This is a genomic window from Bacillus sp. FJAT-27445, from assembly GCF_001510665.1.
In the GTDB taxonomy this organism is placed as follows: Bacteria; Bacillota; Bacilli; order Bacillales; family Cytobacillaceae; genus Bacillus_D.
Map to the genome: position 1 here is coordinate 171795 of NZ_LMTI01000001.1, position 23663 is coordinate 195457.

The 23663-nt window shown below is 46.3% G+C and carries 25 protein-coding genes; all 25 read left to right on the forward strand.

Annotated features, from left to right (window positions below):
• The first annotated feature begins 50 nt into the window (after nucleotides 1–50).
• The 25 genes from rpsP (at nucleotide 51) to AR337_RS00980 (ending at nucleotide 23555) form a co-directional block, all read left to right on the forward strand.
• Complete coding sequence (gene rpsP / locus AR337_RS00855) at nucleotides 51–323, forward strand: 30S ribosomal protein S16 (protein ID WP_059170119.1); 273 nt, start codon at nucleotides 51–53, stop codon at nucleotides 321–323.
• Nucleotides 324–337: 14 nt separating this feature from the next.
• A complete protein-coding gene (locus tag AR337_RS00860; protein ID WP_059170120.1) occupies nucleotides 338–568 on the forward strand; it encodes a KH domain-containing protein in 231 nt (76 codons plus the stop codon).
• A gap of 228 nt (nucleotides 569–796) precedes the next feature.
• Nucleotides 797–1186, forward strand: a complete 390-nt coding sequence (locus tag AR337_RS00865; protein ID WP_059170121.1) for a YlqD family protein — start codon at nucleotides 797–799, stop codon at nucleotides 1184–1186.
• Nucleotides 1187–1191: 5 nt separating this feature from the next.
• Nucleotides 1192–1710 carry a ribosome maturation factor RimM gene (gene rimM, locus AR337_RS00870; RefSeq protein WP_059170122.1) on the forward strand — a complete coding sequence of 173 codons (519 nt, stop codon included), beginning with the start codon at nucleotides 1192–1194 and terminating at the stop codon, nucleotides 1708–1710.
• Nucleotides 1710–2447, forward strand: a complete 738-nt coding sequence (trmD, locus tag AR337_RS00875; RefSeq protein WP_156424305.1) for a tRNA (guanosine(37)-N1)-methyltransferase TrmD — start codon at nucleotides 1710–1712, stop codon at nucleotides 2445–2447. Before rimM ends, trmD begins: the two co-directional genes overlap by 1 nt.
• 136 nt (nucleotides 2448–2583) lie before the next feature.
• Entirely contained in the window at nucleotides 2584–2928 is a 345-nt protein-coding gene (rplS, locus tag AR337_RS00880) for a 50S ribosomal protein L19 (protein WP_059170124.1), read from the forward strand.
• Nucleotides 2929–3363: 435 nt separating this feature from the next.
• On the forward strand, nucleotides 3364–3924 hold the full coding sequence (lepB, locus tag AR337_RS00885) for a signal peptidase I (protein WP_059170125.1): 561 nt from the start codon (nucleotides 3364–3366) through the stop codon (nucleotides 3922–3924).
• 29 nt (nucleotides 3925–3953) lie between these two features.
• Nucleotides 3954–4832 (forward strand): ribosome biogenesis GTPase YlqF, encoded by an 879-nt coding sequence (gene ylqF / locus AR337_RS00890; protein WP_059170126.1) that lies wholly within the window; start codon nucleotides 3954–3956, stop codon nucleotides 4830–4832.
• 58 nt (nucleotides 4833–4890) lie between these two features.
• Nucleotides 4891–5664: a ribonuclease HII gene (locus AR337_RS00895; RefSeq protein WP_059170127.1), complete on the forward strand. Its 774-nt coding sequence runs from the start codon at nucleotides 4891–4893 to the stop codon at nucleotides 5662–5664.
• A gap of 169 nt (nucleotides 5665–5833) precedes the next feature.
• Nucleotides 5834–6994 carry an ADP-forming succinate--CoA ligase subunit beta gene (sucC, locus tag AR337_RS00900; protein WP_059170128.1) on the forward strand — a complete coding sequence of 387 codons (1161 nt, stop codon included), beginning with the start codon at nucleotides 5834–5836 and terminating at the stop codon, nucleotides 6992–6994.
• A 15-nt stretch (nucleotides 6995–7009) separates the two neighbouring features.
• Nucleotides 7010–7912 carry a succinate--CoA ligase subunit alpha gene (gene sucD, locus AR337_RS00905; protein ID WP_059170129.1) on the forward strand — a complete coding sequence of 301 codons (903 nt, stop codon included), beginning with the start codon at nucleotides 7010–7012 and terminating at the stop codon, nucleotides 7910–7912.
• Between the two features lie 104 nt (nucleotides 7913–8016).
• On the forward strand, nucleotides 8017–8889 hold the full coding sequence (gene dprA / locus AR337_RS00910; protein ID WP_059170810.1) for a DNA-processing protein DprA: 873 nt from the start codon (nucleotides 8017–8019) through the stop codon (nucleotides 8887–8889).
• A gap of 190 nt (nucleotides 8890–9079) precedes the next feature.
• The gene (gene topA, locus AR337_RS00915) at nucleotides 9080–11155 is read left to right on the forward strand and encodes a type I DNA topoisomerase (protein WP_059170130.1); all 2076 of its coding nucleotides are present in this window, start codon (nucleotides 9080–9082) and stop codon (nucleotides 11153–11155) included.
• Between the two features lie 192 nt (nucleotides 11156–11347).
• Nucleotides 11348–12655 carry an FADH(2)-oxidizing methylenetetrahydrofolate--tRNA-(uracil(54)-C(5))-methyltransferase TrmFO gene (gene trmFO, locus AR337_RS00920; protein WP_059170131.1) on the forward strand — a complete coding sequence of 436 codons (1308 nt, stop codon included), beginning with the start codon at nucleotides 11348–11350 and terminating at the stop codon, nucleotides 12653–12655.
• Nucleotides 12656–12715: 60 nt separating this feature from the next.
• The gene (xerC, locus tag AR337_RS00925) at nucleotides 12716–13615 is read left to right on the forward strand and encodes a tyrosine recombinase XerC (RefSeq protein ID WP_059170132.1); all 900 of its coding nucleotides are present in this window, start codon (nucleotides 12716–12718) and stop codon (nucleotides 13613–13615) included.
• Between the two features lie 37 nt (nucleotides 13616–13652).
• Nucleotides 13653–14195: an ATP-dependent protease subunit HslV gene (hslV, locus tag AR337_RS00930; protein WP_059170133.1), complete on the forward strand. Its 543-nt coding sequence runs from the start codon at nucleotides 13653–13655 to the stop codon at nucleotides 14193–14195.
• A 19-nt stretch (nucleotides 14196–14214) separates the two neighbouring features.
• A complete protein-coding gene (hslU, locus tag AR337_RS00935; protein WP_059170134.1) occupies nucleotides 14215–15621 on the forward strand; it encodes an HslU--HslV peptidase ATPase subunit in 1407 nt (468 codons plus the stop codon).
• A 104-nt stretch (nucleotides 15622–15725) separates the two neighbouring features.
• Nucleotides 15726–16505: a GTP-sensing pleiotropic transcriptional regulator CodY gene (gene codY / locus AR337_RS00940; RefSeq protein ID WP_059170135.1), complete on the forward strand. Its 780-nt coding sequence runs from the start codon at nucleotides 15726–15728 to the stop codon at nucleotides 16503–16505.
• Nucleotides 16506–16734: 229 nt separating this feature from the next.
• Complete coding sequence (gene rpsB / locus AR337_RS00945) at nucleotides 16735–17442, forward strand: 30S ribosomal protein S2 (RefSeq protein WP_059170136.1); 708 nt, start codon at nucleotides 16735–16737, stop codon at nucleotides 17440–17442.
• Nucleotides 17443–17793: 351 nt separating this feature from the next.
• A complete protein-coding gene (gene tsf / locus AR337_RS00950; RefSeq protein ID WP_059170137.1) occupies nucleotides 17794–18678 on the forward strand; it encodes a translation elongation factor Ts in 885 nt (294 codons plus the stop codon).
• A 190-nt stretch (nucleotides 18679–18868) separates the two neighbouring features.
• Entirely contained in the window at nucleotides 18869–19591 is a 723-nt protein-coding gene (gene pyrH, locus AR337_RS00955; RefSeq protein ID WP_059170138.1) for a UMP kinase, read from the forward strand.
• A gap of 2 nt (nucleotides 19592–19593) precedes the next feature.
• Entirely contained in the window at nucleotides 19594–20151 is a 558-nt protein-coding gene (frr, locus tag AR337_RS00960; RefSeq protein WP_059170139.1) for a ribosome recycling factor, read from the forward strand.
• A gap of 483 nt (nucleotides 20152–20634) precedes the next feature.
• Nucleotides 20635–21420, forward strand: coding sequence for an isoprenyl transferase (locus AR337_RS00970; protein WP_059170141.1), 786 nt, complete (start codon nucleotides 20635–20637; stop codon nucleotides 21418–21420).
• Between the two features lie 138 nt (nucleotides 21421–21558).
• A complete protein-coding gene (locus AR337_RS00975) occupies nucleotides 21559–22350 on the forward strand; it encodes a phosphatidate cytidylyltransferase (RefSeq protein WP_059170142.1) in 792 nt (263 codons plus the stop codon).
• Nucleotides 22351–22409: 59 nt separating this feature from the next.
• Nucleotides 22410–23555 carry a 1-deoxy-D-xylulose-5-phosphate reductoisomerase gene (locus AR337_RS00980; RefSeq protein WP_059170143.1) on the forward strand — a complete coding sequence of 382 codons (1146 nt, stop codon included), beginning with the start codon at nucleotides 22410–22412 and terminating at the stop codon, nucleotides 23553–23555.
• Nucleotides 23556–23663: the final 108 nt, after the last annotated feature.

Genomic DNA, 23663 nt, shown 5'->3' on the forward strand with positions numbered 1-23663 from the left:
AATTGGTATTATACTATCTTGTGTGAAACTATTCGGAGGTGCAAGTTAAAATGGCAGTAAAAATTCGTTTAAAACGCATGGGAGCAAAAAGATCTCCCTTCTATCGTATTGTTGTAGCAGATTCCCGTTCACCACGTGATGGACGCTTCATTGAGTCAGTAGGCACTTACAATCCAGTTACAGCGCCTGCAGTTGTCGACATCAACGAAGAATTGGTTCTAAAGTGGCTTCAAAATGGCGCAAAGCCATCCGACACTGTCCGCAACCTATTCTCTCAAGCCGGCATCATGGAGAAATACCATAATGCCAAGCTTGGCAAATAAAGCGCGAGATAGCCATGAAACAGTTAATCGAAACGATTGTTAAGCCCCTTGTTGATTTTCCTGAGGATGTTCATGTGAACGTTGTGGAAGAAGATCAACGCGTAACCTATCACCTTTCTGTCAACAAGACCGACATGGGAAAAGTAATCGGAAAGCAGGGGCGCGTTGCGAAAGCAATACGTACCGTCGTTTATGCGGCAGGTGCATCGGAACAGAAGAAACTGTTTTTAGAAATAAGCGAATAAGAAAAGCGAAAGCGGCTGTTCAGAGCCGTATGGGCTGGAGGGCCGCGACATGAGATAAAGGAAACACGAAGAGCCTTAAGCGATTCGATGTTGACTTATCGTAGTGAGTGGACCGAAGTCCACTAGGCTCTAGCCGCTGCAGCTGGACAATCAGTGTTATTTTTTCGAAACTAAAAGGAGGGAGAAATCCCTCCTTTTTTGGTATTTTTACATACGGGAGGTTTTTTCATGAAAATTCTCCGAAATGTTGCTGTCAAGCAAATCCTGACGGAAAGCAGCCGCCAGAAATTGCTTGACGGATATGGCAAAAGGAAGCTTCAGCTTGAAAAAGAGTGCGGACAGCTTAAGTTTGAGCGAAAAAAGCTTGAAAAGGCTGGCAGGCTTCCCGTGGCTGACATAAAAAAGCAATTTGAAAACGAACTTCGCTCACGAAAGGAAAGGATTGCACAGCTTGAGTTTCAAATTAGGCAGTTGCATATGCTACCATTAGGGAGTGAGCTGAAGGAAACAGAAGTTCAGGCAGTTATTGATATAAAACCAGGCGACTCCTGGGATGGCGGCCTTTTCCAGGAGATTATCATTCGCGATGGGATAATTGAAGAGATACGCAAGAGGTGAAAAAAATGGATAAATGGTTCAATGTAGGAAAAATCGTCAATACCCACGGAATTAGGGGCGAGGTCAGGGTAATTTCGAGGACCGATTTCGCAGATGAAAGGTACAAGCCGGGAAGCAGGCTCCACTTATTTTTGCCAAAAGAAAAAGAGCCGATTGAATTGGTTGTATCGGCCCATCGACAGCATAAGAACTTTGACTTGCTGCAGTTTGAAGGCTACGAGAATATCAATGAAGTCGAAAAATTGAGGGATGGTATCCTTAAGGTCCACGAATCACAGCTTGGGGAACTTGAAGATGATGAATACTATTTCCATGAAATTATTGGCTGCACGGTTGTAACAACTGAAGGGGAAGAAATCGGAATGATAACCGAAATCCTTACCCCTGGCGCTAATGACGTATGGGTAGTAAAAGGGAAGGGCGGCAAGGAACAGCTTATTCCTTATATTGCCCAGGTCGTCCTGAAGGTGGACATTAAAGAAAAGACGGTTGTCATCGACCCAATGGAAGGCCTCCTGTCATGATGAAGATCGATGTATTGACTTTATTCCCCGAAATGTTCGAGGGGGTATTCGGAAGTTCGATCTTAAAAAAGGCGGAGGAAAAAGGGGCAGTCAGCTATAATGTTGTAAACTTCCGCGAGTACTCCGATAATAAACATAAAACCGTCGACGATTACCCGTATGGCGGCGGGGCCGGGATGGTACTGAAGCCGCAGCCGATTTTTGACGCTGTCACAGCCCTCTCGGAAAATGGCTCAACTAGGCCGAAGGTAATCCTTCTCTGCCCACAGGGAAAGAGTCATACCCAGCAGAAAGCGGAGGAACTAGCAAGCGAAGAACACTTGATTTTCATTTGCGGCCATTATGAAGGCTATGATGAGAGAATTAGGGAACACATCGTGACGGAAGAGATTTCAATCGGCGACTTTATATTAACTGGCGGTGAGCTTGGGGCGATGGTCGTGATAGACAGCGTCGTCAGGCTTCTTCCGGAGGTGCTTGGGAATGAGGAGTCGCACAGGAAAGATTCCTTCAGCACAGGCCTGCTTGAGCATCCTCACTACACGAGGCCGGCGGATTTCCGCGGCATGAAGGTTCCCGATGTGCTCATATCTGGTAACCATAAGCTTGTGGATGAGTGGAGGACTAAGGAATCGCTAAGGCGGACTTGGAATCGGCGGCCTGACCTTTTCAATGAAATCGAGCTTGACCCCATCCAGCAAAAATGGCTTGAAGAGATTAAAAAAGAAGGTCGGTAGTTATTGCGCTCCGCACCTGTTTATGGTAAGATACATCTTGTGACTTGAGCCGGATATCCGGACAGGTTCTTTAAAACGATGTTCCGCTGCACAGGCAAGTGGTTTGCAAGAGCATCTGTGGGAGGAGTTGAAAACGATGCAACAATTAATCAATGAAATCACAAAAGCACAGCTTCGCACGGATCTTCCTTCGTTCCGTCCTGGTGACACTGTACGTATCCACGTTAAGGTTGTCGAGGGCACACGCGAGCGTATCCAGTTGTTCGAAGGTGTTGTGATCAAGCGTCGTGGTGGTGGAATCAGCGAAACTTTTACTGTTCGTAAAATTTCCTATGGAGTAGGCGTAGAGCGTACTTTCCCTGTCCACACACCGAAAATTGCGAAATTGGAAGTACTCCGCCGCGGTAAAGTCCGCCGTGCGAAGCTTTACTACCTGCGCAAACTTCGTGGCAAAAAAGCCCGTATCAAAGAAATTCGATAATAAGGAAAGCAACAGTGCCCGCTTTAGGGACGCTCGAGCTGGACAAGAAACAAGGAAGCGCCTTCGCCAGGTCCCCGCAGCCATTATCGGCCGGTGCCCGCGATGGCGCTTTGTTTGTTTTACTAGGCTTGCACACCAGGCCTTTTTTTTGTAAAAATAAAGTGAACCTTCCATCAGTAGGGGTTGTTCATCCCCACTGATGTTTATGTGAACCAAAAGGACCTTTACGGGCAGTTGATCCTTCGAAATATCTTATTCTTGTGGTGGGGACCTTGCTGCCCGATTGGGGATAATTATCCGGCTGCAAAATTGTTTCATTTTTTTTACAATCATCATTTTCGCTCCTGAAAATTGCATTCCTTTTGTGTTTAAGTGTGCCGGGTTATGTAAAATAGAGTATGGAATCAACTTTAAGGAAATGGGTGGGAACAGATTATGACTAAAAAGAAAAATGAAGTATGGGAATGGACTAAAGCGCTTCTTGTCGCTGTTGCGCTTGCTGCAGCCATCCGCTATTTCCTTTTTGCACCGATTGTTGTTGACGGACAGTCGATGATGCCAACCCTGAAGCACCAAGACAGGATGATTGTGAATAAATTCAGCTACCGGATTGGGGAGCCGGAACGGTTTGACATTATCGTTTTCCATGCACCCGAGCAGAAGGACTATATTAAGCGTGTAATCGGCCTGCCGGGAGACCACGTTGAATATAAGGACGATACCCTTTATGTGAATGGAAAGGCGTATGAAGAGCCTTATTTGGATGCCTATAAGAAAATGGTTGTGGATGGGCCGCTGACGGATCCCTTCACACTTGAAGAAAAGACTGGCAGTAAAACCGTACCAGAGGGAGAATTGTTCGTCATGGGCGACAATCGAAGATACTCAAAGGACAGCCGGCACATCGGGACGGTCCCGATGGAAAAAGTGCTTGGAAAAACAAACGTTGTGTATTGGCCGGTCAAAGATATGCGCATAGTAAAATTAGATGAATAGATGTCAATAAGCAGTAGGAGGTGGCCGCTTTGACCATACAATGGTTTCCGGGCCACATGGCAAAAGCACGCAGAGAAGTAACTGAAAAGCTGAAGCTCGTCGATATCATTTTTGAACTTATCGATGCGAGGATCCCCTATTCTTCGAGGAATCCGATGATTGATGAAATCATTCAGCACAAACCAAGGCTGGTCCTGCTGAACAAAGCGGATATGGCCGATAAGGATGCGACAAGGGCCTGGATCCGCCATTTTGCGGAGAAGGGAATTAAGGCGCTTGCAATCAACGCCCAGGCGGGAGAAGGAATGAAGGAAATAACCGCCGCTTCCCATGAAATTTTAAAGGAAAAGTTTGATCGGCTCAGGGCAAAGGGCGTTAAGCCGCGAGCCATCCGGGCTATGATTGTCGGAATCCCGAACGCCGGGAAATCGACCCTGATCAACAGGCTCGCCAAAAAGAATATTGCTAAAACAGGAAACACCCCGGGCGTGACAAAGGCGCAGCAATGGATTAAGGTGGGCAAGGAGCTTGAACTCCTCGATACCCCAGGCATTCTTTGGCCGAAGTTTGAGGATCAGGAAGTCGGCAAAAAACTTGCGATTACCGGCGCCATTAAAGACACTCTTCTTAACCTTCATGAAATGGCGCTTTTCGGACTGAGGTTTTTGGAAAAGAACTATCCAGGCCGCTTGTCGGAACGATATAAAATGGAAACAGTTCCGGAAGATCCGGTCGAGCTTTTTGAACATATCGGCAAGCTGAGGGGAGCCCTTGGCGCGGGAGGGACAGTCGATTATGACAAAGTTGCCGAACTCGTTGTCAGGGAAATCAGGATGGAAAAGTTCGGTCCGCTGACCTTTGAGCGGCCGGAAGACATTACTGATACAAGCGAACAAGAAACGAAATAGGCTCTCTCAACGAGGGCCTTCTTTCGTTTAATCAATAATACATAGGGGCAAATGCGGAATGAAGAATTTAAGTATAAGGGAAATCGAGCAAAAGCTGTCGTCCATCATGGATGACAAAGATCCTTTTCTGCAAGAGGCAGGAAAGGATAGCCGGAAAGGCGTACAGGAATTAATAAGGAAATGGAACCAGGCCCGCAGCGAAGAAGTGAAATTGCGGGAAAGGTTTTACGAAATGACCTATTTTGAGAGGGAAGCAAGGGCACAGGGCTTCAAGCTGATTGCTGGTATCGACGAAGCGGGGAGAGGCCCGCTCGCTGGTCCAGTTGCAGCAGCAGCTGTTATTTTGCCTGAGGATTTTTTCCTGCCTGGTCTCGATGATTCAAAAAAACTATCTGCCAAAAGGCGGGAGGAATATGAGCAAAAGATTAAGCGGGAGGCCATCGCATTTAATGTCTGCCTTATCGGCCCTGAGGAAATTGATGAGCTGAATATTTACCAGGCATCAATAAAGGCAATGAAAAACGCCGCCGCCTCCCTCTCGCCTCTCCCGGACTATGTGCTTGTAGATGCAATAAAGCTGGAAATGCCTTTTCCGTCCGAGCCAATCATCAAAGGGGATGCACGAAGCATTTCAATTGCCGCAGCTTCTATATTGGCAAAAAATGAACGGGACAGGTTCATGAAAAACATTGCCAGCCAATTCCCTGTTTACGGGTTTGATAGACATATGGGCTATGGCACAAAAGAACATCTGGAAGCCATTAAAAAATACGGGATTACACCCCATCACAGAAAGTCCTTCGCACCGGTTAAAGCCGCCGCGGAAAGCTGAAAAAGAGGGGAAAAATAACTTTTCACTGTAGAAAAGATGGATGTGTGGGAAACTATTTCAAACATTCGGATGAAAGGCAATGTTTAGCCTAAAGGGTAGACAACCTTCGAGGCTTTATATAAAATGAAAGCGCAGTGCAATTTTTGACAGCTTGTAAGGAGGATGGGAAATGAATATCCACGAGTATCAGGGGAAAGAAATACTCAGGAAATATGGAGTGGCGGTCCCAAATGGAAAAGTGGCATTCACGGTAGAAGAAGCCGTAGATGCCGCCCGTGAACTTGGAACGAAGGTTTGTGTCGTAAAAGCGCAAATCCATGCTGGCGGCAGGGGGAAAGCCGGCGGTGTAAAAGTTGCCAAAAATTTAGATGAAGTGCGTACATATGCTAGTGAAATACTTGGCAAAACGCTGGTCACCCATCAAACCGGCCCCGATGGCAAAGAGGTCAAGCGCCTTTTAATCGAAGAAGGCTGTGATATTAAAAAGGAATATTACATCGGCCTTGTCCTTGACAGGGCTACATCCCGTGTTGTCCTGATGGCTTCCGAGGAAGGCGGAACGGAAATCGAAGAGGTTGCCGAAAAAACGCCTGAAAAGATTTTTAAGGAAGAAATCGACCCTGTAATCGGACTGCAGCCATTCCAGGCGCGCCGTGTTGCTTTTAACATTAACATCCCGAAGGAACTGGTTGGCCAGGCGGTCAAATTCATGACAAGCCTCTACCAGGCCTATATTGAAAAAGATTGCTCGATTGCAGAAATCAACCCTCTAGTTGTAACCGGTGACGGAAAAGTTATGGCGCTTGATGCCAAGCTGAATTTTGATTCCAATGCCCTTTATCGCCAAAAGGATATCCTGGAATACCGTGATCTTGAAGAAGAGGATCCAAAAGAAATCGAAGCTTCCAAATATGACCTGAGCTATATTGCCCTTGATGGAAACATTGGCTGCATGGTAAATGGAGCCGGCCTGGCAATGGCGACAATGGACATTGTCAAGCATTACGGCGGCGACCCCGCCAACTTCCTTGATGTTGGGGGCGGTGCTACAGCCGAAAAGGTTACCGAGGCATTCAAAATCATCCTTTCCGATTCGAAAGTAAAAGGCATTTTCGTCAATATTTTCGGCGGGATCATGAAGTGCGATGTCATTGCAACGGGTGTCGTTGAGGCAGCAAAACAGGTAGGGCTTGAAGTTCCACTTGTTGTCCGCCTTGAAGGAACAAACGTTGAACTAGGCAAGCAGATTCTGAACGAATCCGGGCTGAATATCGTTGCGGCAGAATCAATGGCCGACGGTGCCCAGAAAATCGTTTCTTTGGTGAAATAAAAGGGGGTAATTGTTGTGAGCGTTTTTATCAATAAAGACACAAAAGTCATCGTCCAGGGAATCACTGGATCAACTGCACTTTTTCATACAAAGCAAATGCTTGAATACGGCACGAAAATTGTCGGCGGAACAACTCCGGGCAAGGGCGGCCAGGAAGTTGAAGGCGTGCCTGTTTTCAATACAGTAAGAGAAGCTGTCGAAGCAACAGGTGCAAACGCTTCCGTCATCTATGTTCCAGCTCCATTCGCGGCTGATGCGATCATTGAGGCGGTAGATGCTGAACTTGACCTTGCCATCTGCATTACCGAGCATATTCCTGTTCTTGACATGGTTAAAGTAAAACGCTACATGGAAGGCAAAAAGACACGTCTGGTCGGTCCGAACTGCCCGGGAGTCATTACAGCTGACGAGTGTAAAATCGGGATCATGCCTGGTTATATCCATACAAAAGGCCACGTTGGAGTGGTTTCCCGGTCCGGAACGCTTACATATGAGGCTGTGCACCAGCTTACACAGGCGGGAATTGGACAGACAACAGCTGTTGGAATCGGCGGGGACCCTGTCAACGGCACAAACTTCATCGATTGCCTGAAGGCGTTCAATGAAGACCCTGAGACCTATGCGGTCATCATGATTGGTGAAATCGGCGGAACTGCCGAAGAGGAAGCAGCCGAGTGGGTAAAAGCCAACATGACAAAACCAGTCGTCGGCTTTATCGGCGGCCGTACCGCACCTCCTGGAAAGAGAATGGGCCATGCAGGCGCAATCATTTCCGGCGGCAAGGGAACAGCTGATGAAAAAATCCGAGTTATGAACGAATGCGGAATTAAAGTAGCAGACACTCCTGCCGTAATGGGTGAAACGCTGATTGAAGTTTTAAAAGAAAAAGGACTTTACGAAAAGTGTAAGACACATTAATCGAACAATTTTATTGGGAAAAAAGCCCTTCGCAATTAAGGAGGGCTTATTCCCTCATCGCTTTGAAAATTCCAAAACCAAATAAAAACCTGGAGGTCTTTTCAATGGAAAGTCTAAAAAGAAAACTGATCGGACTCCTTCACCAGCCCGATGCGACATGGAACTCCGTTGGGCGGATGCTGAAAATGGAAACGCTGCCTGAATCAGTTGCCAATCTGCCTGCCATAAAATTATTGCCTCCCGCAAAAAACTCCGAAATTCCTCATCAGAAAAATCCACTTTACGAAGACGAAACACTGTCTGACCTTCTCCAACACTATCAAGCCAACAAAATTTCCATTATTACAATCCTTGACCCTGAATACCCTGAATTGCTAAAACAAATCTATCAGCCTCCCTGGGCACTGTTTGCCAGCGGGGATACAACCCTTCTTACACATTTCCTAAAACTGGCAGTGGTGGGTTCGCGGCAGGCGACTGACTATGGTAAGAACGCAATCAGGCTTTTGTTTCCTGGTTTGATAGAAAAAGACATTCTCATCGTCAGCGGACTCGCAAAAGGGATTGATACGCTGGCCCATGAATGCACCATCCGCAATGGAGGCAAAACAATTGCCGTAATCGCCGGAGGGCTGTATCATGTATACCCGGAGGAAAACAGGAAGCTGGCTGCCGAAATGATGAGAAGCCAGCTGGTCATTTCCGAACATCCGCCAGCGACCAAACCCTCCCGTTGGCATTTTCCGATGAGAAACAGGATTATCAGTGGGCTATGCAGGGGAACATTCATTGTAGAGGCCAAGCAAAAGAGCGGATCGCTGATCACAGCCAATTATGCAGTCAATGAAGGGCGTGATGTGTTTTCTCTCCCCGGGCACATATTCAGCCCATTTTCAGCAGGAACGAATGAATTGATCCAGCAAGGGGCAAAACTGGTTGCGAGTACAGAGGATATCCTGGAGGAACTCCGGTATTGACATCGATGAATAAGAAAGGTAAGGTAATTTGCTGGGGCGTGCATTCCTTTTACCCCGTCGATTTGCGCCTTTCAAACAGCTAAATTGGAAGATTTTACGTAAAAGTTACGAAAAAGGTTGAAATTATCAGGAAACTGGTATACATTTTGCAACAGGTATTAGAATAATCCCTCGCAAGGAGGATGATTGAATGGCAGAGTTTCTTGTCATCGTAGAATCGCCGGCAAAGGCGAAAACCATCGAGCGTTATCTTGGAAAAAAATATAAAGTAAAAGCGTCCATGGGCCATGTGCGCGATTTGCCGAAAAGCCAAATGGGCGTTGATACAAAAAATGAATTCGACCCCAAATATATTACAATCCGCGGCAAGGGGCCAGTCCTGAAAGAATTAAAGGCCGCTGCGAAAAAAGCCAAAAAAGTATATCTCGCAGCCGACCCCGACAGGGAAGGGGAAGCAATTGCCTGGCACCTCGCACATAGCCTTGATGTAGACGTAAATTCAGACTGCCGGGTTGTGTTCAATGAAATTACAAAGGATGCAATCAAGGATTCTTTTAAGCATCCAAGGCCCATCAATATGGACCTTGTTGACGCACAGCAGGCCAGAAGGATTCTTGACAGGCTTGTTGGTTACAATATCAGCCCGCTCCTTTGGAAAAAAGTAAAGAAGGGGCTTTCCGCTGGAAGGGTACAATCTGTTGCTGTCAGGCTGATCATTGACCGGGAAAAGGAAATAAAGGCATTTGTTCCAGAAGAGTACTGGACGATTGGCGGCAAGTTTTCCAAAGGAAGGGAAGCTTTTGAAGCATCCTTCTACGGATTCGGCGGAGTAAAAAGAGAGCTCCATTCCGAACAGGATGTAAAAGAAGTTTTGAAGGGAATGAGCGGGGATCGTTTTACTGTGGCCTCGGTGACGAAAAAGGAGCGGAGAAGAAATCCAGCGCCTCCTTTTACAACATCGTCACTCCAGCAGGAAGCCGCTAGGAAGCTCAATTTCCGAGCCAAGAAGACAATGATGCTGGCACAGCAGCTGTATGAGGGGATTGACCTCGGCAAAGAGGGGACAGTCGGCCTTATCACCTACATGAGGACGGATTCCACCCGGATTTCGGAAGTCGCCCAGACAGAAGCGAAAGAGTATATCTCATCTGCTTTTGGCGACAAATTTTTAAAGGGCGAAGCTGGAAAAGAGAAGAAACAATCGAAAGCGCAGGATGCCCACGAAGCAGTCCGCCCGACAAGCGCGTTCCGGGACCCCGCTACCGTCAAGGAGTTTCTTTCAAGAGATCAATTAAGGCTGTACAAGCTTATATGGGATCGTTTCCTAGCAAGCCAGATGGCGCAGGCGGTCATGGATACAATGAGTGTTGACCTTGTCAACGGGAAGGTTACTTTCCGGGCGACGGGCTCGAAAATCCGCTTTCCTGGATTTATGAAGCTATATGTTGAAGGAACCGATGATCAGGTCGAAGAAACCGACCGAATGCTTCCAGATTTAAAGGAAGGAGATGAAGTGCTGAAAACAGATATTGAACCAAAGCAGCACTTCACTCAGCCGCCGCCAAGGTATACCGAAGCAAGGCTTGTAAAAACATTGGAGGAACGGGGGATCGGAAGGCCTTCCACCTATGCCCCAACACTTGATACAATCCAAAAAAGGGGCTATGTCGGCTTGGATAATAAGCGTTTCATCCCGACAGAACTTGGAGAAATCGTCCATGAGCTAACCTTTGAATTTTTCCCAGAAATCCTTAACGTGGAATTTACCGCAAAAATGGAACAAAACCTTGATGACGTAGAAGATGGCAAGGTTGCCTGGGTAAAGGTAATTAATGAGTTTTACGAGGACTTTGAGAAAAGGCTTGAAATTGCCGAAAAGGAAATGCAGGAAGTTGAAATAAAGGATGAGCCTGCAGGCGAGGATTGTGAAAACTGCGGAAGCCCGATGGTCTTTAAGATGGGCAGGTTCGGTAAGTTCATGGCATGCAGCAACTTTCCCGATTGCCGGAATACGAAGGCGATTGTCAAAGATATCGGCGTCACTTGCCCTAAATGCGAAAAGGGCCAGGTCATTGAACGCAAAAGCAAGAAAAAGCGGATTTTTTACGGCTGTAACCGTTTTCCGGAGTGTGATTTCCTTTCCTGGGATAAGCCTCTTCCACGGAATTGCCCAAAATGTGAGCACATCTTGGTCGAGAAGAAGCTCAAAAAAGGTGTTCAGGTTCAATGCTCCAAATGCGATTACAAGGAAGAACAGCAAGGCTAGGAGTGGGCTGATGCCCGCTCCTTTCCATTTGGTCCGGGAACTCAGAAGGTATATCCAGCATTAGATTGGGTTCTACTGAAACTTTTTGCTTGCCTATACGTATTGTTAAACGCAATATGGAGATGAATGTGGATAGACCGATCCTTTAACAATAAGTGATATTGAAATAATTGATATCCTGGAGGTTTGAAAATGAACGAAAAAACTGTAAATGTAGTGGGGGCTGGCCTTGCCGGCAGTGAAGCAGCTTGGCAGCTTGCCCAAAGGGGAGTAAAGGTGCGCCTCTATGAAATGAGGCCCGTCAGGCAGACTCCAGCCCACCATACCGATAAATTCGCGGAGCTTGTGTGCAGTAATTCACTAAGGGCGAATACGCTGACAAACGCTGTCGGAGTATTAAAGGAAGAAATGAGGCTGCTCGATTCCGTCATTATTTCCTCTGCCGACCAATGCGCGGTGCCTGCTGGGGGCGCATTGGCCGTTGACAGGCATGAATTTGCGGACAGGGTTACACATCTTGTGAAAAACCATGAGAATGTAACAGTGATAAATGAAGAAGTAAATGAAATTCCTGAGGGGATTACCATTATTGCGACTGGCCCGCTGACAAGCCCGGCGCTGTCGGCAAGCCTGAAAGAACTGACAGGAGAAGAATATCTCTATTTTTATGATGCAGCGGCGCCTATCATCGAGAAAGATAGCATAAATATGGATAAGGTTTACTTGAAGTCCCGTTATGACAAAGGGGAAGCAGCCTATCTGAATTGCCCAATGAACGAGGAAGAATTCGACCGTTTTTATGAAGCGCTCGTGTCTGCTGAAACAGTTCCTCTAAAGGAATTTGAAAAGGAAGTATTTTTTGAAGGATGCATGCCGATTGAAGTCATGGCTACAAGAGGGAAGAAGACCATGCTGTTTGGGCCAATGAAGCCGGTCGGCCTTGAGGATCCCAAGACAGGCAAGCGTCCCTTCGCCGTTGTCCAGCTCCGCCAAGACGATGCTGCGGGAACACTTTTCAATATTGTCGGATTTCAGACACATCTTAAATGGGGTCCGCAAAAAGAAGTAATCCAGCTTATTCCAGGCCTGGAAAATGCAGAAATTGTCCGATACGGCGTTATGCACAGGAACACGTTCATCAATTCACCCAAGGTTCTTGACTCCACCTATCAATTCCGGTCCCGAAAAGATTTGTTCTTTGCAGGGCAAATGACAGGGGTAGAAGGATATGTCGAGTCGGCGGCAAGCGGCCTTATAGCCGGAATCAACGCGGCAAGGCTCGTATCTGGGCAGGAACCTGTTGAATTTCCAGCTGAAACGGCAATTGGAAGCATGGCCCATTATATTACCCATGCCAACCCAAAGAATTTCCAGCCCATGAACGCGAATTTTGGTCTTTTCCCTGATTTGCCTCAACGAATTAAGGGGAAGCAGGAACGCAATCTTCAGCATGCAAACCGGGCGATTGAAACAATTCAGAAATTTGTGAAAAATTTGTAAAGTTCCTTGCAAGTGGATTTCTTGTATGTTACTATTTAAAAGGCTTGTGAGGTGGAAGATATGGGAAATGTGAACGTTTATTTAAAGTTATTTCTTGAATATTTACAAATCGAAAAAAATTCATCACAATATACAATTGAACATTATCATCGTGCAATCAGTGAATTTTTCGACGTTATGGCTGAACAGGGGATAACAGATGTTAAAGACGTCCAATACCACGACGCCCGCCTCTTTTTAACAAGGCTTTTTGGCCAAAAGCAGGCTAGGAAAACGATTTCGCGGAAAATTTCTACTCTGCGGAGTTTTTACAAGTTTCTTTTGAGGGAAAATATCGTAGCGGATAATCCCTTTGCCCTTGTGATTTTGCCAAAAAGAGAAAAAAGGCTGCCTGAATTTTTTTATGAGGATGAGCTTGAAATCCTCTTTGAGGCTTGCAGCGCAGATACTCCGCTTGGCCAAAGAAATCTCGCATTGCTGGAACTTCTTTATGCAACCGGCATTCGGGTAAGTGAATGCTGCACCATCTCCATAAGGGATATCGATTTTTTCCTTTCCACGGTACTAGTTATGGGAAAGGGGAGCAAGGAAAGATACGTTCCGTTCGGTTCAAAGGCAGCTGCAGCTTTAAAATTGTATATCGGCGATGGCAGGAAAAAGCTGCTCGAAGGCAAGCCAAACCAGGATGCGCTGTTCGTGAATCATCGGGGCGGCCCTCTGACGGCCAGGGGAGTAAGGACGATCCTGAATGGGATGATCGAAAAATCTTCGCTTACTGGGAAAATCCATCCACATAAGCTTAGGCATTCCTTTGCCACCCATCTTCTGAACAATGGTGCTGATATGAGGACAGTCCAGGAATTGCTTGGGCATGCATTTTTGTCTTCAACCCAAATTTATACCCATGTGACGAATGAAAAGCTGAAGAAAACATATATGGCCCATCATCCAAGGGCATAAAAGCACGATTTTGCCCAATTTTCAAAGGGGGTACAAAATGTCTCAATTCCATGCGACAACCATCTTCGCTATCAGGCATAAAGGGAATTGCGCCATGGCTGGGGACGGCCAGGTGACATTCGGCAACGCGGTTGTGATGAAACACACAGCCAAAAAAGTTAGGAAGATATTTAATGGTAAGGTAATAGCGGGTTTTGCGGGCTCAGTTGCAGACGCCTTCACGCTATTCGAACTGTTTGAAACGAAGCTCGAAGAATACAACGGTAATTTGCAGCGTGCAGCTGTTGAACTTGCCAAGGAATGGCGAAGTGATAAGGTACTAAGAAGGCTTGAAGCAATGCTTATCGTTATGAACGAGGATTATCTCCTGTTGGTAAGCGGAACCGGTGAAGTCATCGAGCCGGATGACGGAATCCTCGCGATTGGTTCTGGAGGCAATTATGCCTTGGCCGCCGGTAGATCATTGAAAAATTTTGCCGGTGAGCACCTGTCCGCAAAAGAAATCGCGAAAGCCTCGCTTGAAGTGGCAGCCGATATATGCGTTTATACAAACACCAACATCATAGTCGAAGAGCTGTAACGGGAAGGAGAATGCGAAAATGGCAAAGTCAGCCAATTTAACCCCCCGCCAAATTGTGGAAAAACTTGACCAGTACATAATTGGCCAGAAAGATGCCAAAAAGGCGGTTGCAGTAGCCCTGAGGAACAGGTATCGCAGGGAGATGCTGGACGAAAGCATTCGAGATGAAATCATTCCAAAAAATATATTGATGATTGGGCCTACAGGCGTCGGGAAAACCGAAATCGCGAGAAGGATTGCTAAATTGACAGGGGCGCCGTTCATCAAGGTCGAGGCCACTAAATTTACCGAGGTCGGCTATGTGGGCAGGGATGTTGAGTCGATGGTCCGCGATCTTGTCGAAACGGCAGTCCGGCTTGTTAAATCGGAAAAAATGCAGAAGGTAAAGGGAAGGGCTGAGGAAAGCGCCAACCGCCGCCTGATTGACCTGCTGGTTCCTTCCGTAAAAAAACAGGCGAATTACAAAAATCCGCTAGAAATGCTGTTTGGCGGCTCAAATGCCCAACCGGAACCGGAGACGGACGCCGCTGAGGATCATTCCGCCCAGCAAAAGCGTGCTGACATTAAGGAAAGGCTCGAAAAGGGCGAATTGGAAAACGAGATTGTCACGGTTGAAGTTGAAGAACAGGCACCATCCATGTTTGATATGCTCCAGGGCTCAGGCATGGAGCAAATGGGCATGAACATGCAGGATGCATTTAGCAGCCTGATGCCTAAAAAACGCAAAAAAAGAAAGCTCACCGTCAGGGAGGCAAGAACTGTTTTAACCAATGAAGAAGCGGCCAAAATGGTCGATATGGATGAGGTTACTTCGGAGGCTGTTTTCCGGGCAGAACAGGCAGGAATCATTTTTATTGATGAAATCGACAAAATCGCCAGCAGGAATACGGGCGGAGCGTCCGCCGATGTTTCCCGTGAAGGCGTCCAAAGGGATATTCTCCCGATTGTTGAAGGCTCAACGGTTGTCACAAAGTATGGCCCAGTGAAAACAGACCATGTCCTGTTTATCTCAGCAGGCGCATTCCACATGGCAAAACCGTCTGACCTCATTCCTGAACTGCAGGGAAGGTTCCCAATCCGGGTTGAGCTCGGAAAATTGACCGTCGATGATTTTTATAGAATACTTGTTGAGCCCGACAACGCGTTAATTAAACAATACAATGCGCTTTTGCTTACTGAAGGTATAGAAATTGAATTTTCTGACGAAGCTATTCACAGAATTGCGCAGGTTGCCTTCGAGGTTAACCAGAATACGGATAACATAGGGGCGAGAAGGCTTCATACAATCCTTGAAAAGCTTTTGGAGGATTTATCGTTCGAAGCCCCGGATATCAATCTTGAAAAAATCGTGATTACCCCGGAGTACGTAGAGGAAAAGCTGGGAGCGATTTCAAGGAACAAGGATTTAAGCCAATTCATCCTTTAGGCCATCGTTTTACCGCGGGGCCAAAGGGGTAAATTTAGAGGTAGTCATTCCAATAGAGACAGTTTAATCTAAGCAATGGATGCAGCAAATAGGAGGAATAGAAAATGGATTTGTTATCTAAAACTAGGAAGATTAATGCGCTTTTACAAAAAGCAGCAGGGAAGCCAGTAAACTTTAAGGAAATGTCCGAAACATTAAGCGAAGTAATCGAGGCTAATATTTTTGTTGTCAGCCGCAGGGGAAAATTGTTGGGCTTTGCGATTAACCAGCAAATTGAAAATGAGCGGATGAAGAAAATGCTTGAAGATCGCCAATTCCCAGAGGAATATACAAATGGGCTCTTCAATATTCAGGAAACATCCTCAAATCTCGATGTCGAAAGTGAATATACTGCATTTCCTGTTGAAAACAAGGATTTGTTTCGTGCCGGCTTGACGACGATTGTCCCAATTATCGGAGGAGGGGAACGCCTTGGAACGCTGATTTTGGCTAGGCTGCATGAAAAGTTTCATGATGATGATCTTATCCTTGCCGAATATGGCGCGACTGTCGTAGGCATGGAAATCCTCCGTGAAAAGGCAGAGGAAATCGAGGATGAGGCAAGAAGCAAAGCTGTAGTCCAAATGGCGATCAGCTCCCTGTCTTACAGTGAGCTGGAAGCGATAGAGCATATTTTCGAAGAATTGAACGGCAACGAAGGCCTTCTAGTTGCTTCGAAAATCGCCGACCGTGTTGGCATTACGCGTTCCGTTATCGTCAACGCGCTCAGGAAGCTTGAAAGTGCGGGTGTCATCGAGTCCCGTTCACTTGGCATGAAAGGTACTTACATTAAAGTTTTAAATGACAAGTTCCTTGTCGAGCTTGATAAGCTTCGTTCAAATTAGTCAACACTCGCCTGCCGGAAATGAATCCGGCAGGCGTTCTATTTTTATTATCTGAATTAAAACCATTAAATTTCAAACGAAATTCTTGATTGTGGGATTGTGGTGTGCTATATTACTACATGGTGTTAATCACACACGCCTGCTGATTCAAGCGGATGGTGCTGGCTAGCCAGTTCCCGCATGAAAATGATACGGGCGGAGGAAAACAAACCATTAGGAGGAAACACACATGTCAGTAATTTCTATGAAGCAACTGCTTGAAGCTGGTGTACACTTTGGCCACCAGACACGCCGTTGGAACCCTAAGATGAAGAAGTATATCTTCACTGAAAGGAACGGCATCTACATCATCGACCTTCAAAAGACAGTTAAGAAGGTAGAAGAAGCTTATAACTTTGTTAAGGAGCTTGCTGGACAGGGCGGCACAATGCTGTTCGTTGGTACAAAGAAACAAGCTCAGGATTCTGTTAGAGAAGAAGCAATCCGTTCCGGAATGTACTTTGTTAACCAACGCTGGTTGGGTGGAACACTTACAAACTTCGAAACAATCCAAAAGCGTATTGCACGCCTTAAAAATATCGAAAGAATGTCTGAAGACGGCACTTTCGAAGTGCTTCCTAAGAAAGAAGTCGTTCAACTGAAAAAAGAACAAGATCGTCTTGAGAAATTCCTTGGCGGTATCAAGGACATGAAGACTCTTCCAGATGCATTGTTCATCATCGACCCTCGCAAAGAGCGTATCGCTGTTGCTGAAGCTCGCAAATTGAACATTCCTATCGTTGGTATCGTTGATACGAACTGTGATCCGGATGAAATCGATGTTGTTATCCCTGCAAACGATGACGCTATCCGCGCTGTCAAGCTTTTGACAGGCAAAATGGCTGATGCGATTCTTGAAGCAAAACAAGGTGAAGAAACAGCTGTACCTGCAGAGTAATCCACAATCGTTCATGCATGGCAAATAAAAAGGTGATAAGAGGGAACACCCTTTATCACCTTTTTTTAAAGGAAAAGCGGAAGTAGCCGTTTAGCGGCGTATGGCCTGGAGGGCCTCGACATGAGATAAAGGAAACACGAAGAGCGAATGCGATTCGATGTTGACTTATCGTAGTGAGGGGACCGAAGGACACTAGACGCTGGCTACTGGAGCTAGACAGATTACCGAACAATGTAACCTAAACAGGTTTACAAAGTCCAAGGCTGGCTAAGATAATACAGTAGCGATTTGCACCGGGGACTGCAGAAACTTACCGAACATTTGTACATAGATTAAAAGGAGGAAATTCTCATGGCAATTACTGCTCAAATGGTTAAAGAACTTCGTGAAAAAACAGGTGCAGGCATGCTGGACTGCAAAAAGGCCCTTCAGGAAACTGATGGTGATATGGAAAAAGCAATTGACTTCCTTCGCGAAAAAGGAATTGCGAAGGCTGCCAAAAAAGGCGACCGGATTGCTGCTGAAGGCCTTGCAGCTATCAAAGTTGAAGGAAATGAAGCGGTCATTCTTGAAGTAAACTCAGAAACAGACTTCGTTGCTAAAAACGAAGGATTCCAGACTCTTGTCCAGGAGCTTGCTGGCCATCTTCTTAAAAACAAGCCTGCTTCCATCGAGGAAACGGTAGCACAAAAAATGGACAATGGCGCAACGGTTGAAGAGCACATTAATGCTGCAATCGCAAAAATTGGTGAAAAGCTTTCCCTTCGCCGCTTTGAAATCAAAACTAAGTCTGACAATGATGCGTTCGGCGCTTATCTCCACATGGGCGGCCGCATTGCGGTTCTAAGCGTTCTAGAAGGAACTACTGATGAAAGTGTTGCGAAGGATGTTTCCATGCACATCGCTGCCCTTAACCCTAAATATGTTTCCCGTGACGAGGTATCCGCTGAAGAAATCGAGCGCGAGCGCCAGGTTCTCACTCAGCAGGCCCTAAATGAAGGCAAGCCTGAAAGCATTGTCTCAAAAATGGTTGAAGGCCGCCTTGGAAAATACTTTGAGGATGTTTGCCTTCTTGACCAAACATTCGTTAAAAACCCTGACCAAAAAGTTCGCCAGTATGTTGAGTCTAAAGGCGCGACAGTACGCGAATTCGTCCGTTACGGAGTAGGGGAAGGCATCGAGAAGCGCGAAGACAACTTTGCTGAAGAAGTAATGAGCCAGGTAAATAAAAAATAAGCATTCTTTTGGACTGGCGGATGGCCGCCCTTTAAAGTCCAGCTTCAAATGTTTCAAATGGATAGGGAACACGGGGTGTTCCCTATTTTTAAAGAAAAAACAATTTTTACGGATGCAGCCTTTACGGGTAGGTGTCCATGATTCTTCTGATTAGGCATACAATGGCCTCAAAATTACATAGGAGGTTTTTATGAGCAATCCCAAATATAAACGTGTTGTCTTAAAATTAAGCGGAGAAGCCCTTGCTGGCGACGCTGGCTTCGGAATCAACCCTGCCTTTATTAAATCCATTGCCGAACAGGTGAAGGAAGTTGCCGAACTGGGCGTCGAAGTTGCAGTCGTCGTTGGGGGAGGAAACATTTGGCGGGGAAAAATTGGCGAGGAAATGGGCATGGACCGTGCCACTGCCGATTATATGGGAATGCTCGCCACTGTCATGAATTCGCTAGCCCTTCAGGATAGCCTTGAGCAGCTCGGAATAGAAACCCGTGTACAGACATCAATAGAAATGCGCCAAGTTGCCGAACCGTATATTCGCCGCCGCGCAATCCGCCATCTTGAAAAGACTCGAGTTGTCATTTTTGCTGCGGGAACAGGTAACCCATACTTCTCCACAGATACAACAGCCGCGCTTCGTGCCGCAGAAATTGAAGCTGACGTCATCTTGATGGCAAAGAACAATGTGGATGGTGTTTATTCCGCAGATCCTCGCCATGATAAAGATGCGACGAAATACGAACAGCTTTCTTACCTTGATGTTTTAAAGGAAGGGCTTGCGGTAATGGATTCCACCGCCTCTTCGCTTTGCATGGATAATGATATCCCGTTGATTGTTTTCTCAATTATGGAAAAAGGCAATATTAAACGTGTAGTAATGGGTGAAAAAATCGGAACTATTGTTAGGGGGAAATAATAATGCCGAAACAAGTCATTAGCAACACAAAGGATAAAATGGCTAAAGCAATTCAAGCGTATACCCGCGAGCTTGCTTCCATCAGGGCAGGCAGGGCGAGTGCATCACTTCTCGACCGGATAACAGTCGACTATTATGGTGCGCCGACCCCAGTAAACCAACTGGCTGGAATCAGTACTCCGGAAGCCCGCCTGCTTGTTATCCAGCCTTATGATAAGAGCATCCTTGGCGATATTGAAAAGGCTATCCAGAAATCGGACCTTGGCTTGAATCCAACGAACGACGGCTCTCTAATCCGGATTGCCATTCCTCAATTAACAGAGGAACGGCGCAAGGAACTGGTTAAGGTAGTCAAGAAGGAATCCGAAGATGCGAAAGTTGCTATCCGGAATATCCGCCGCGATGCCAATGATGATCTGAAGAAGCTTGAAAAGAACGGTGAAATTACTGAGGACGACCTTCGTGGATATTCTGATGATATCCAAAAGCTAACTGATGACAATATCAGCAAAGTGGACCAGATTACAAAGGACAAAGAAAAGGAAATCATGGAGGTCTAACCTTCAATTGGTTTTTGCTGGAAAGAAACCCCTTTAAAGGGGTTTTTTCCGCTTATAGAAGTATTTTTGAAAATTGGCGGCATCCGCCCTTTTATATGAGATATCTGCGTTCTTTTTTGGTATGATAAAAGCATGCCAAAAAAACAAAAGCATATACATAAAAAGCGAAGGGGCCTTGCCCAGGGGCGTAAAGCGCTGGAGGACCGGAAGGGGAAGCCGATTTTTGGCTTCATCTGTAGGGCCGAAGCGACCTCGAGCCCCTAGGCCCCGCAGCTGGACTAATAAAAAGCGAAGGGGCCTTGCCCAGGGGCGTACAGCGCTGGAGGACCGTAAGGGGAAGCCGGTTTTTGGCTTCATCTGTAGGGTCGAAGCGACCTCGAGCCCCTAGGCCCTGCAGCTGGCCATGCCCCGCGGGATTGGATAGGCTATAGCTGTTTCACCCTTTATCGGAGGGAAGTTCGTTTTTACAGGAGGAGCAAGAATATGTTAAATAAACTAAAACGTTGGAAGACGCCAAATGCCCCTTCCTCTCTCCGAGACAGGATTGACTGCATAAAGAGAGCCGGGGTGCCTTCCCATGTAGCCATAATAATGGATGGGAATGGGCGCTGGGCGAAAAAAAGGGCGATGCCGAGGATAGCGGGGCATCATGAAGGAATGAAAGTGGTTAGGAAAATTACCAGGCTTGCAAATGAACTTGGAATAGAGGCATTGACGCTTTACGCTTTTTCAACTGAAAATTGGAAAAGGCCAAAAAATGAGGTCGACTATCTTATGCAGCTCCCAGAAGAGTTTCTTGCTTCATTTCTGCCTGAGCTGGTGGACGAAAATGTTCGTGTAGAAATGATGGGCTATAGGGAGAAACTCCCTCCCCATACTCTGAAGGCGATTAATAAGGCTATAGAGGAAACGAAGGGAAATACAGGGCTCGTCCTTAATTTTGCTTTAAATTACGGAAGCCGTGCTGAAATCCTCGATGCTGTAAAAAATGTCTTAAAAGACTGCCAGAGTGGTATACTGGATGCAAACAGCATTGATGATAAAACGTTCTCCTCCTATTTAATGACTGCCCAGATGTCTGACCCAGACCTTTTAATACGTACAAGCGGTGAGATCCGCTTAAGCAACTTCATGCTTTGGCAGCTCGCTTATTCGGAGTTTTGGTTTACAGATATCCTATGGCCGGATTTTGGCGAGGAGCATTTTATTGAGGCCGTTGAGGCTTACCAAAATCGGCAGCGTAGGTTTGGTGGAATTGAAGGCTCCTGAGAAGGCGTTGAATAATTAATAGCTTTTGGTGGCTTTTGCATTATGCAACTCCACCCATTTTCATAACGAGAAGGAGGAAAGGCATTTCTTCCCGTATTTCCGCAGCATATTTCGGATGCGCTGAGTGCCTGAATTTTAATGAAGCAAAGAATTATTACTGCAGTCATAGCGGCGGCGCTTTTTTTGCCGATTGTTATTGTTGGAGGGTTGCCATTAGTCCTGTTGGCATACCTGCTTGCTAGTGTCGGCCTATATGAGCTGGCCAAAATGAAGAAGTTGAAGCTTTTGTCCTTTCCTGGAATCCTGTCGCTTTTAACGATGTGGATGTTACTCCTTCCGAAAGGGAATATAGGAATCCTTCATTCCATTGGATATGATAAGCAGGATCTTGCCATATTGGCGGTTTTGCTTCTTCTCGTCTATACAGTCGCCACGAAGAACCGTTTCACATTTGACGATGCGTCATTTATGGTGATGGCGGTAGTCTATGTTGGGGCCGGTTTTTATTATTTTATGGAGACACGTGAAGCAGGAGGGCTGAACTGGCTCTTTTATTCCCTCTTCATTATTTGGGCAACGGATTCAGGTGCGTACTTTATTGGCAAGGCAATGGGCAAAAAGAAGCTTTGGCCGGAAATCAGCCCGAATAAGACAGTGGAAGGCTCCGTTGGCGGAGTAGTGTGTGCATTGGTTGTTGCGTTATGCTTCCTTTTCTTCAGTGATATGGATGTATCACCATTAAAATTGATGGGACTCACCGCTTTGCTGTCTGTTTTTGGACAGCTTGGGGATCTCGCTGAATCCGCATTTAAACGCACATACAATGTGAAGGATTCCGGAACGATTCTTCCTGGCCATGGGGGTATTCTTGATAGGTTTGACAGCCTTTTATTTGTATGGCCGTTAATCCATATTTTTCAGCTGATTTGAACTTGGCACTGTAAAATTAGACAGGCTAATAGATGGCAGTTTTTTAGGAGAGGTAATGCATGAAATATATTAGTTTGATGGGAGCTACAGGCTCGATCGGCACCCAGACACTTGATATCATTAGGGAACATCCCGACAGCTTTAGGCTTTCCGCCTTCTCGGCGGGCCGGAATAGTGATTTGGCAAGAAAAATAATTACTGAATTCAAGCCTGTGTTTGTTTCAATGCAGGAAAAGGCAGATGCCGACAAACTGGCGGCGGAGTTTCCAGGAACTGCTTTTTCATCTGGAGAAAGTGGCCTTGCCAGGGTGGCAACACATGAGAGTACTGACATAGTTGTCAATGCCGTTGTTGGAAGTGTGGGTTTAAAACCAACGCTTGAGGCCATTGATAGCGGAAAAACAATTGCCCTGGCCAACAAAGAAACCCTTGTAACGGCGGGCCATTTAGTAATGGATGCAGCCAGTAAAAAAGGGGTCAGCCTTCTTCCTGTTGACAGTGAGCACTCCGCCATTTTTCAGGCTTTACAAGGTGAAGATGCAAAAAATATTGAACGGCTAATCATCACTGCCTCGGGAGGAAGCTTTAGAGACCGAAGCCGTGCTGACCTAAAGGATGTAACTGTAGAAGAAGCCTTAAACCATCCTAATTGGTCAATGGGGGCGAAAATCACAATCGATTCGGCAACGATGATGAATAAAGGGCTCGAAGTAATTGAAGCCCATTGGCTTTTTTCCCTGCCGTATGAAAAAATTGACGTTCTCCTCCATCGAGAGAGCATTATCCATTCAATGATTGAATTCCATGACTCAAGCATCATTGCACAACTAGGAAGCCCAGATATGAGAGTGCCAATCCAATACGCACTTTCCTATCCAGACAGGTTCCCGCTAAAGGCAGCAAAAAGGCTGAACCTTGCTGAAGTGGGTAAACTTCATTTCCAGGAAATGGACTTTGAACGATTCCGCTGCCTGCGCTTCGCTTATGAAGCCGGAAAGTCGGGAGGTTCGCTGCCAACCGTGCTGAATGCCGCAAATGAGGCCGCGGTTGCCGCTTTCCTTGAAGGCAGAATCCGCTTCCTTGAAATCGAAGAATTAATCGAAAGGGCGCTAAATGCACACGATCGTATTGGGAACCCGGGGCTTGAAGACATCCTTCATGCCGATTGGGAAACACGCAGGTACATCACTTCCTTCCTTTCATAAGGGAAAGGTATGATAGCTTGAGGCTGGTCACTAGAAATTCCGGGTTTTCACAGTTTGGGAAGCCGGGCAATTCCGAAGTCCAGAAGTTTTAACGGAACTCTTTTAAAA

Coding starts and splice junctions, on each gene's coding strand:
- sucC (WP_059170128.1), top strand. CDS start 5,834: ATGAATATCCACGAGTATCAGGGGAAAGAAATACTCAGGAAATATGGA.
- rpsB (WP_059170136.1), top strand. CDS start 16,735: ATGTCAGTAATTTCTATGAAGCAACTGCTTGAAGCTGGTGTACACTTT.
- frr (WP_059170139.1), top strand. CDS start 19,594: ATGCCGAAACAAGTCATTAGCAACACAAAGGATAAAATGGCTAAAGCA.
- AR337_RS00895 (WP_059170127.1), top strand. CDS start 4,891: ATGAAGAATTTAAGTATAAGGGAAATCGAGCAAAAGCTGTCGTCCATC.
- AR337_RS00865 (WP_059170121.1), top strand. CDS start 797: ATGAAAATTCTCCGAAATGTTGCTGTCAAGCAAATCCTGACGGAAAGC.
- rimM (WP_059170122.1), top strand. CDS start 1,192: ATGGATAAATGGTTCAATGTAGGAAAAATCGTCAATACCCACGGAATT.
- hslV (WP_059170133.1), top strand. CDS start 13,653: ATGTCTCAATTCCATGCGACAACCATCTTCGCTATCAGGCATAAAGGG.
- topA (WP_059170130.1), top strand. CDS start 9,080: ATGGCAGAGTTTCTTGTCATCGTAGAATCGCCGGCAAAGGCGAAAACC.
- rpsP (WP_059170119.1), top strand. CDS start 51: ATGGCAGTAAAAATTCGTTTAAAACGCATGGGAGCAAAAAGATCTCCC.
- tsf (WP_059170137.1), top strand. CDS start 17,794: ATGGCAATTACTGCTCAAATGGTTAAAGAACTTCGTGAAAAAACAGGT.
- trmFO (WP_059170131.1), top strand. CDS start 11,348: ATGAACGAAAAAACTGTAAATGTAGTGGGGGCTGGCCTTGCCGGCAGT.
- hslU (WP_059170134.1), top strand. CDS start 14,215: ATGGCAAAGTCAGCCAATTTAACCCCCCGCCAAATTGTGGAAAAACTT.
- lepB (WP_059170125.1), top strand. CDS start 3,364: ATGACTAAAAAGAAAAATGAAGTATGGGAATGGACTAAAGCGCTTCTT.
- pyrH (WP_059170138.1), top strand. CDS start 18,869: ATGAGCAATCCCAAATATAAACGTGTTGTCTTAAAATTAAGCGGAGAA.
- AR337_RS00975 (WP_059170142.1), top strand. CDS start 21,559: ATGAAGCAAAGAATTATTACTGCAGTCATAGCGGCGGCGCTTTTTTTG.
- codY (WP_059170135.1), top strand. CDS start 15,726: ATGGATTTGTTATCTAAAACTAGGAAGATTAATGCGCTTTTACAAAAA.
- rplS (WP_059170124.1), top strand. CDS start 2,584: ATGCAACAATTAATCAATGAAATCACAAAAGCACAGCTTCGCACGGAT.
- AR337_RS00970 (WP_059170141.1), top strand. CDS start 20,635: ATGTTAAATAAACTAAAACGTTGGAAGACGCCAAATGCCCCTTCCTCT.
- dprA (WP_059170810.1), top strand. CDS start 8,017: ATGGAAAGTCTAAAAAGAAAACTGATCGGACTCCTTCACCAGCCCGAT.
- trmD (WP_156424305.1), top strand. CDS start 1,710: ATGAAGATCGATGTATTGACTTTATTCCCCGAAATGTTCGAGGGGGTA.
- AR337_RS00860 (WP_059170120.1), top strand. CDS start 338: ATGAAACAGTTAATCGAAACGATTGTTAAGCCCCTTGTTGATTTTCCT.
- xerC (WP_059170132.1), top strand. CDS start 12,716: ATGGGAAATGTGAACGTTTATTTAAAGTTATTTCTTGAATATTTACAA.
- AR337_RS00980 (WP_059170143.1), top strand. CDS start 22,410: ATGAAATATATTAGTTTGATGGGAGCTACAGGCTCGATCGGCACCCAG.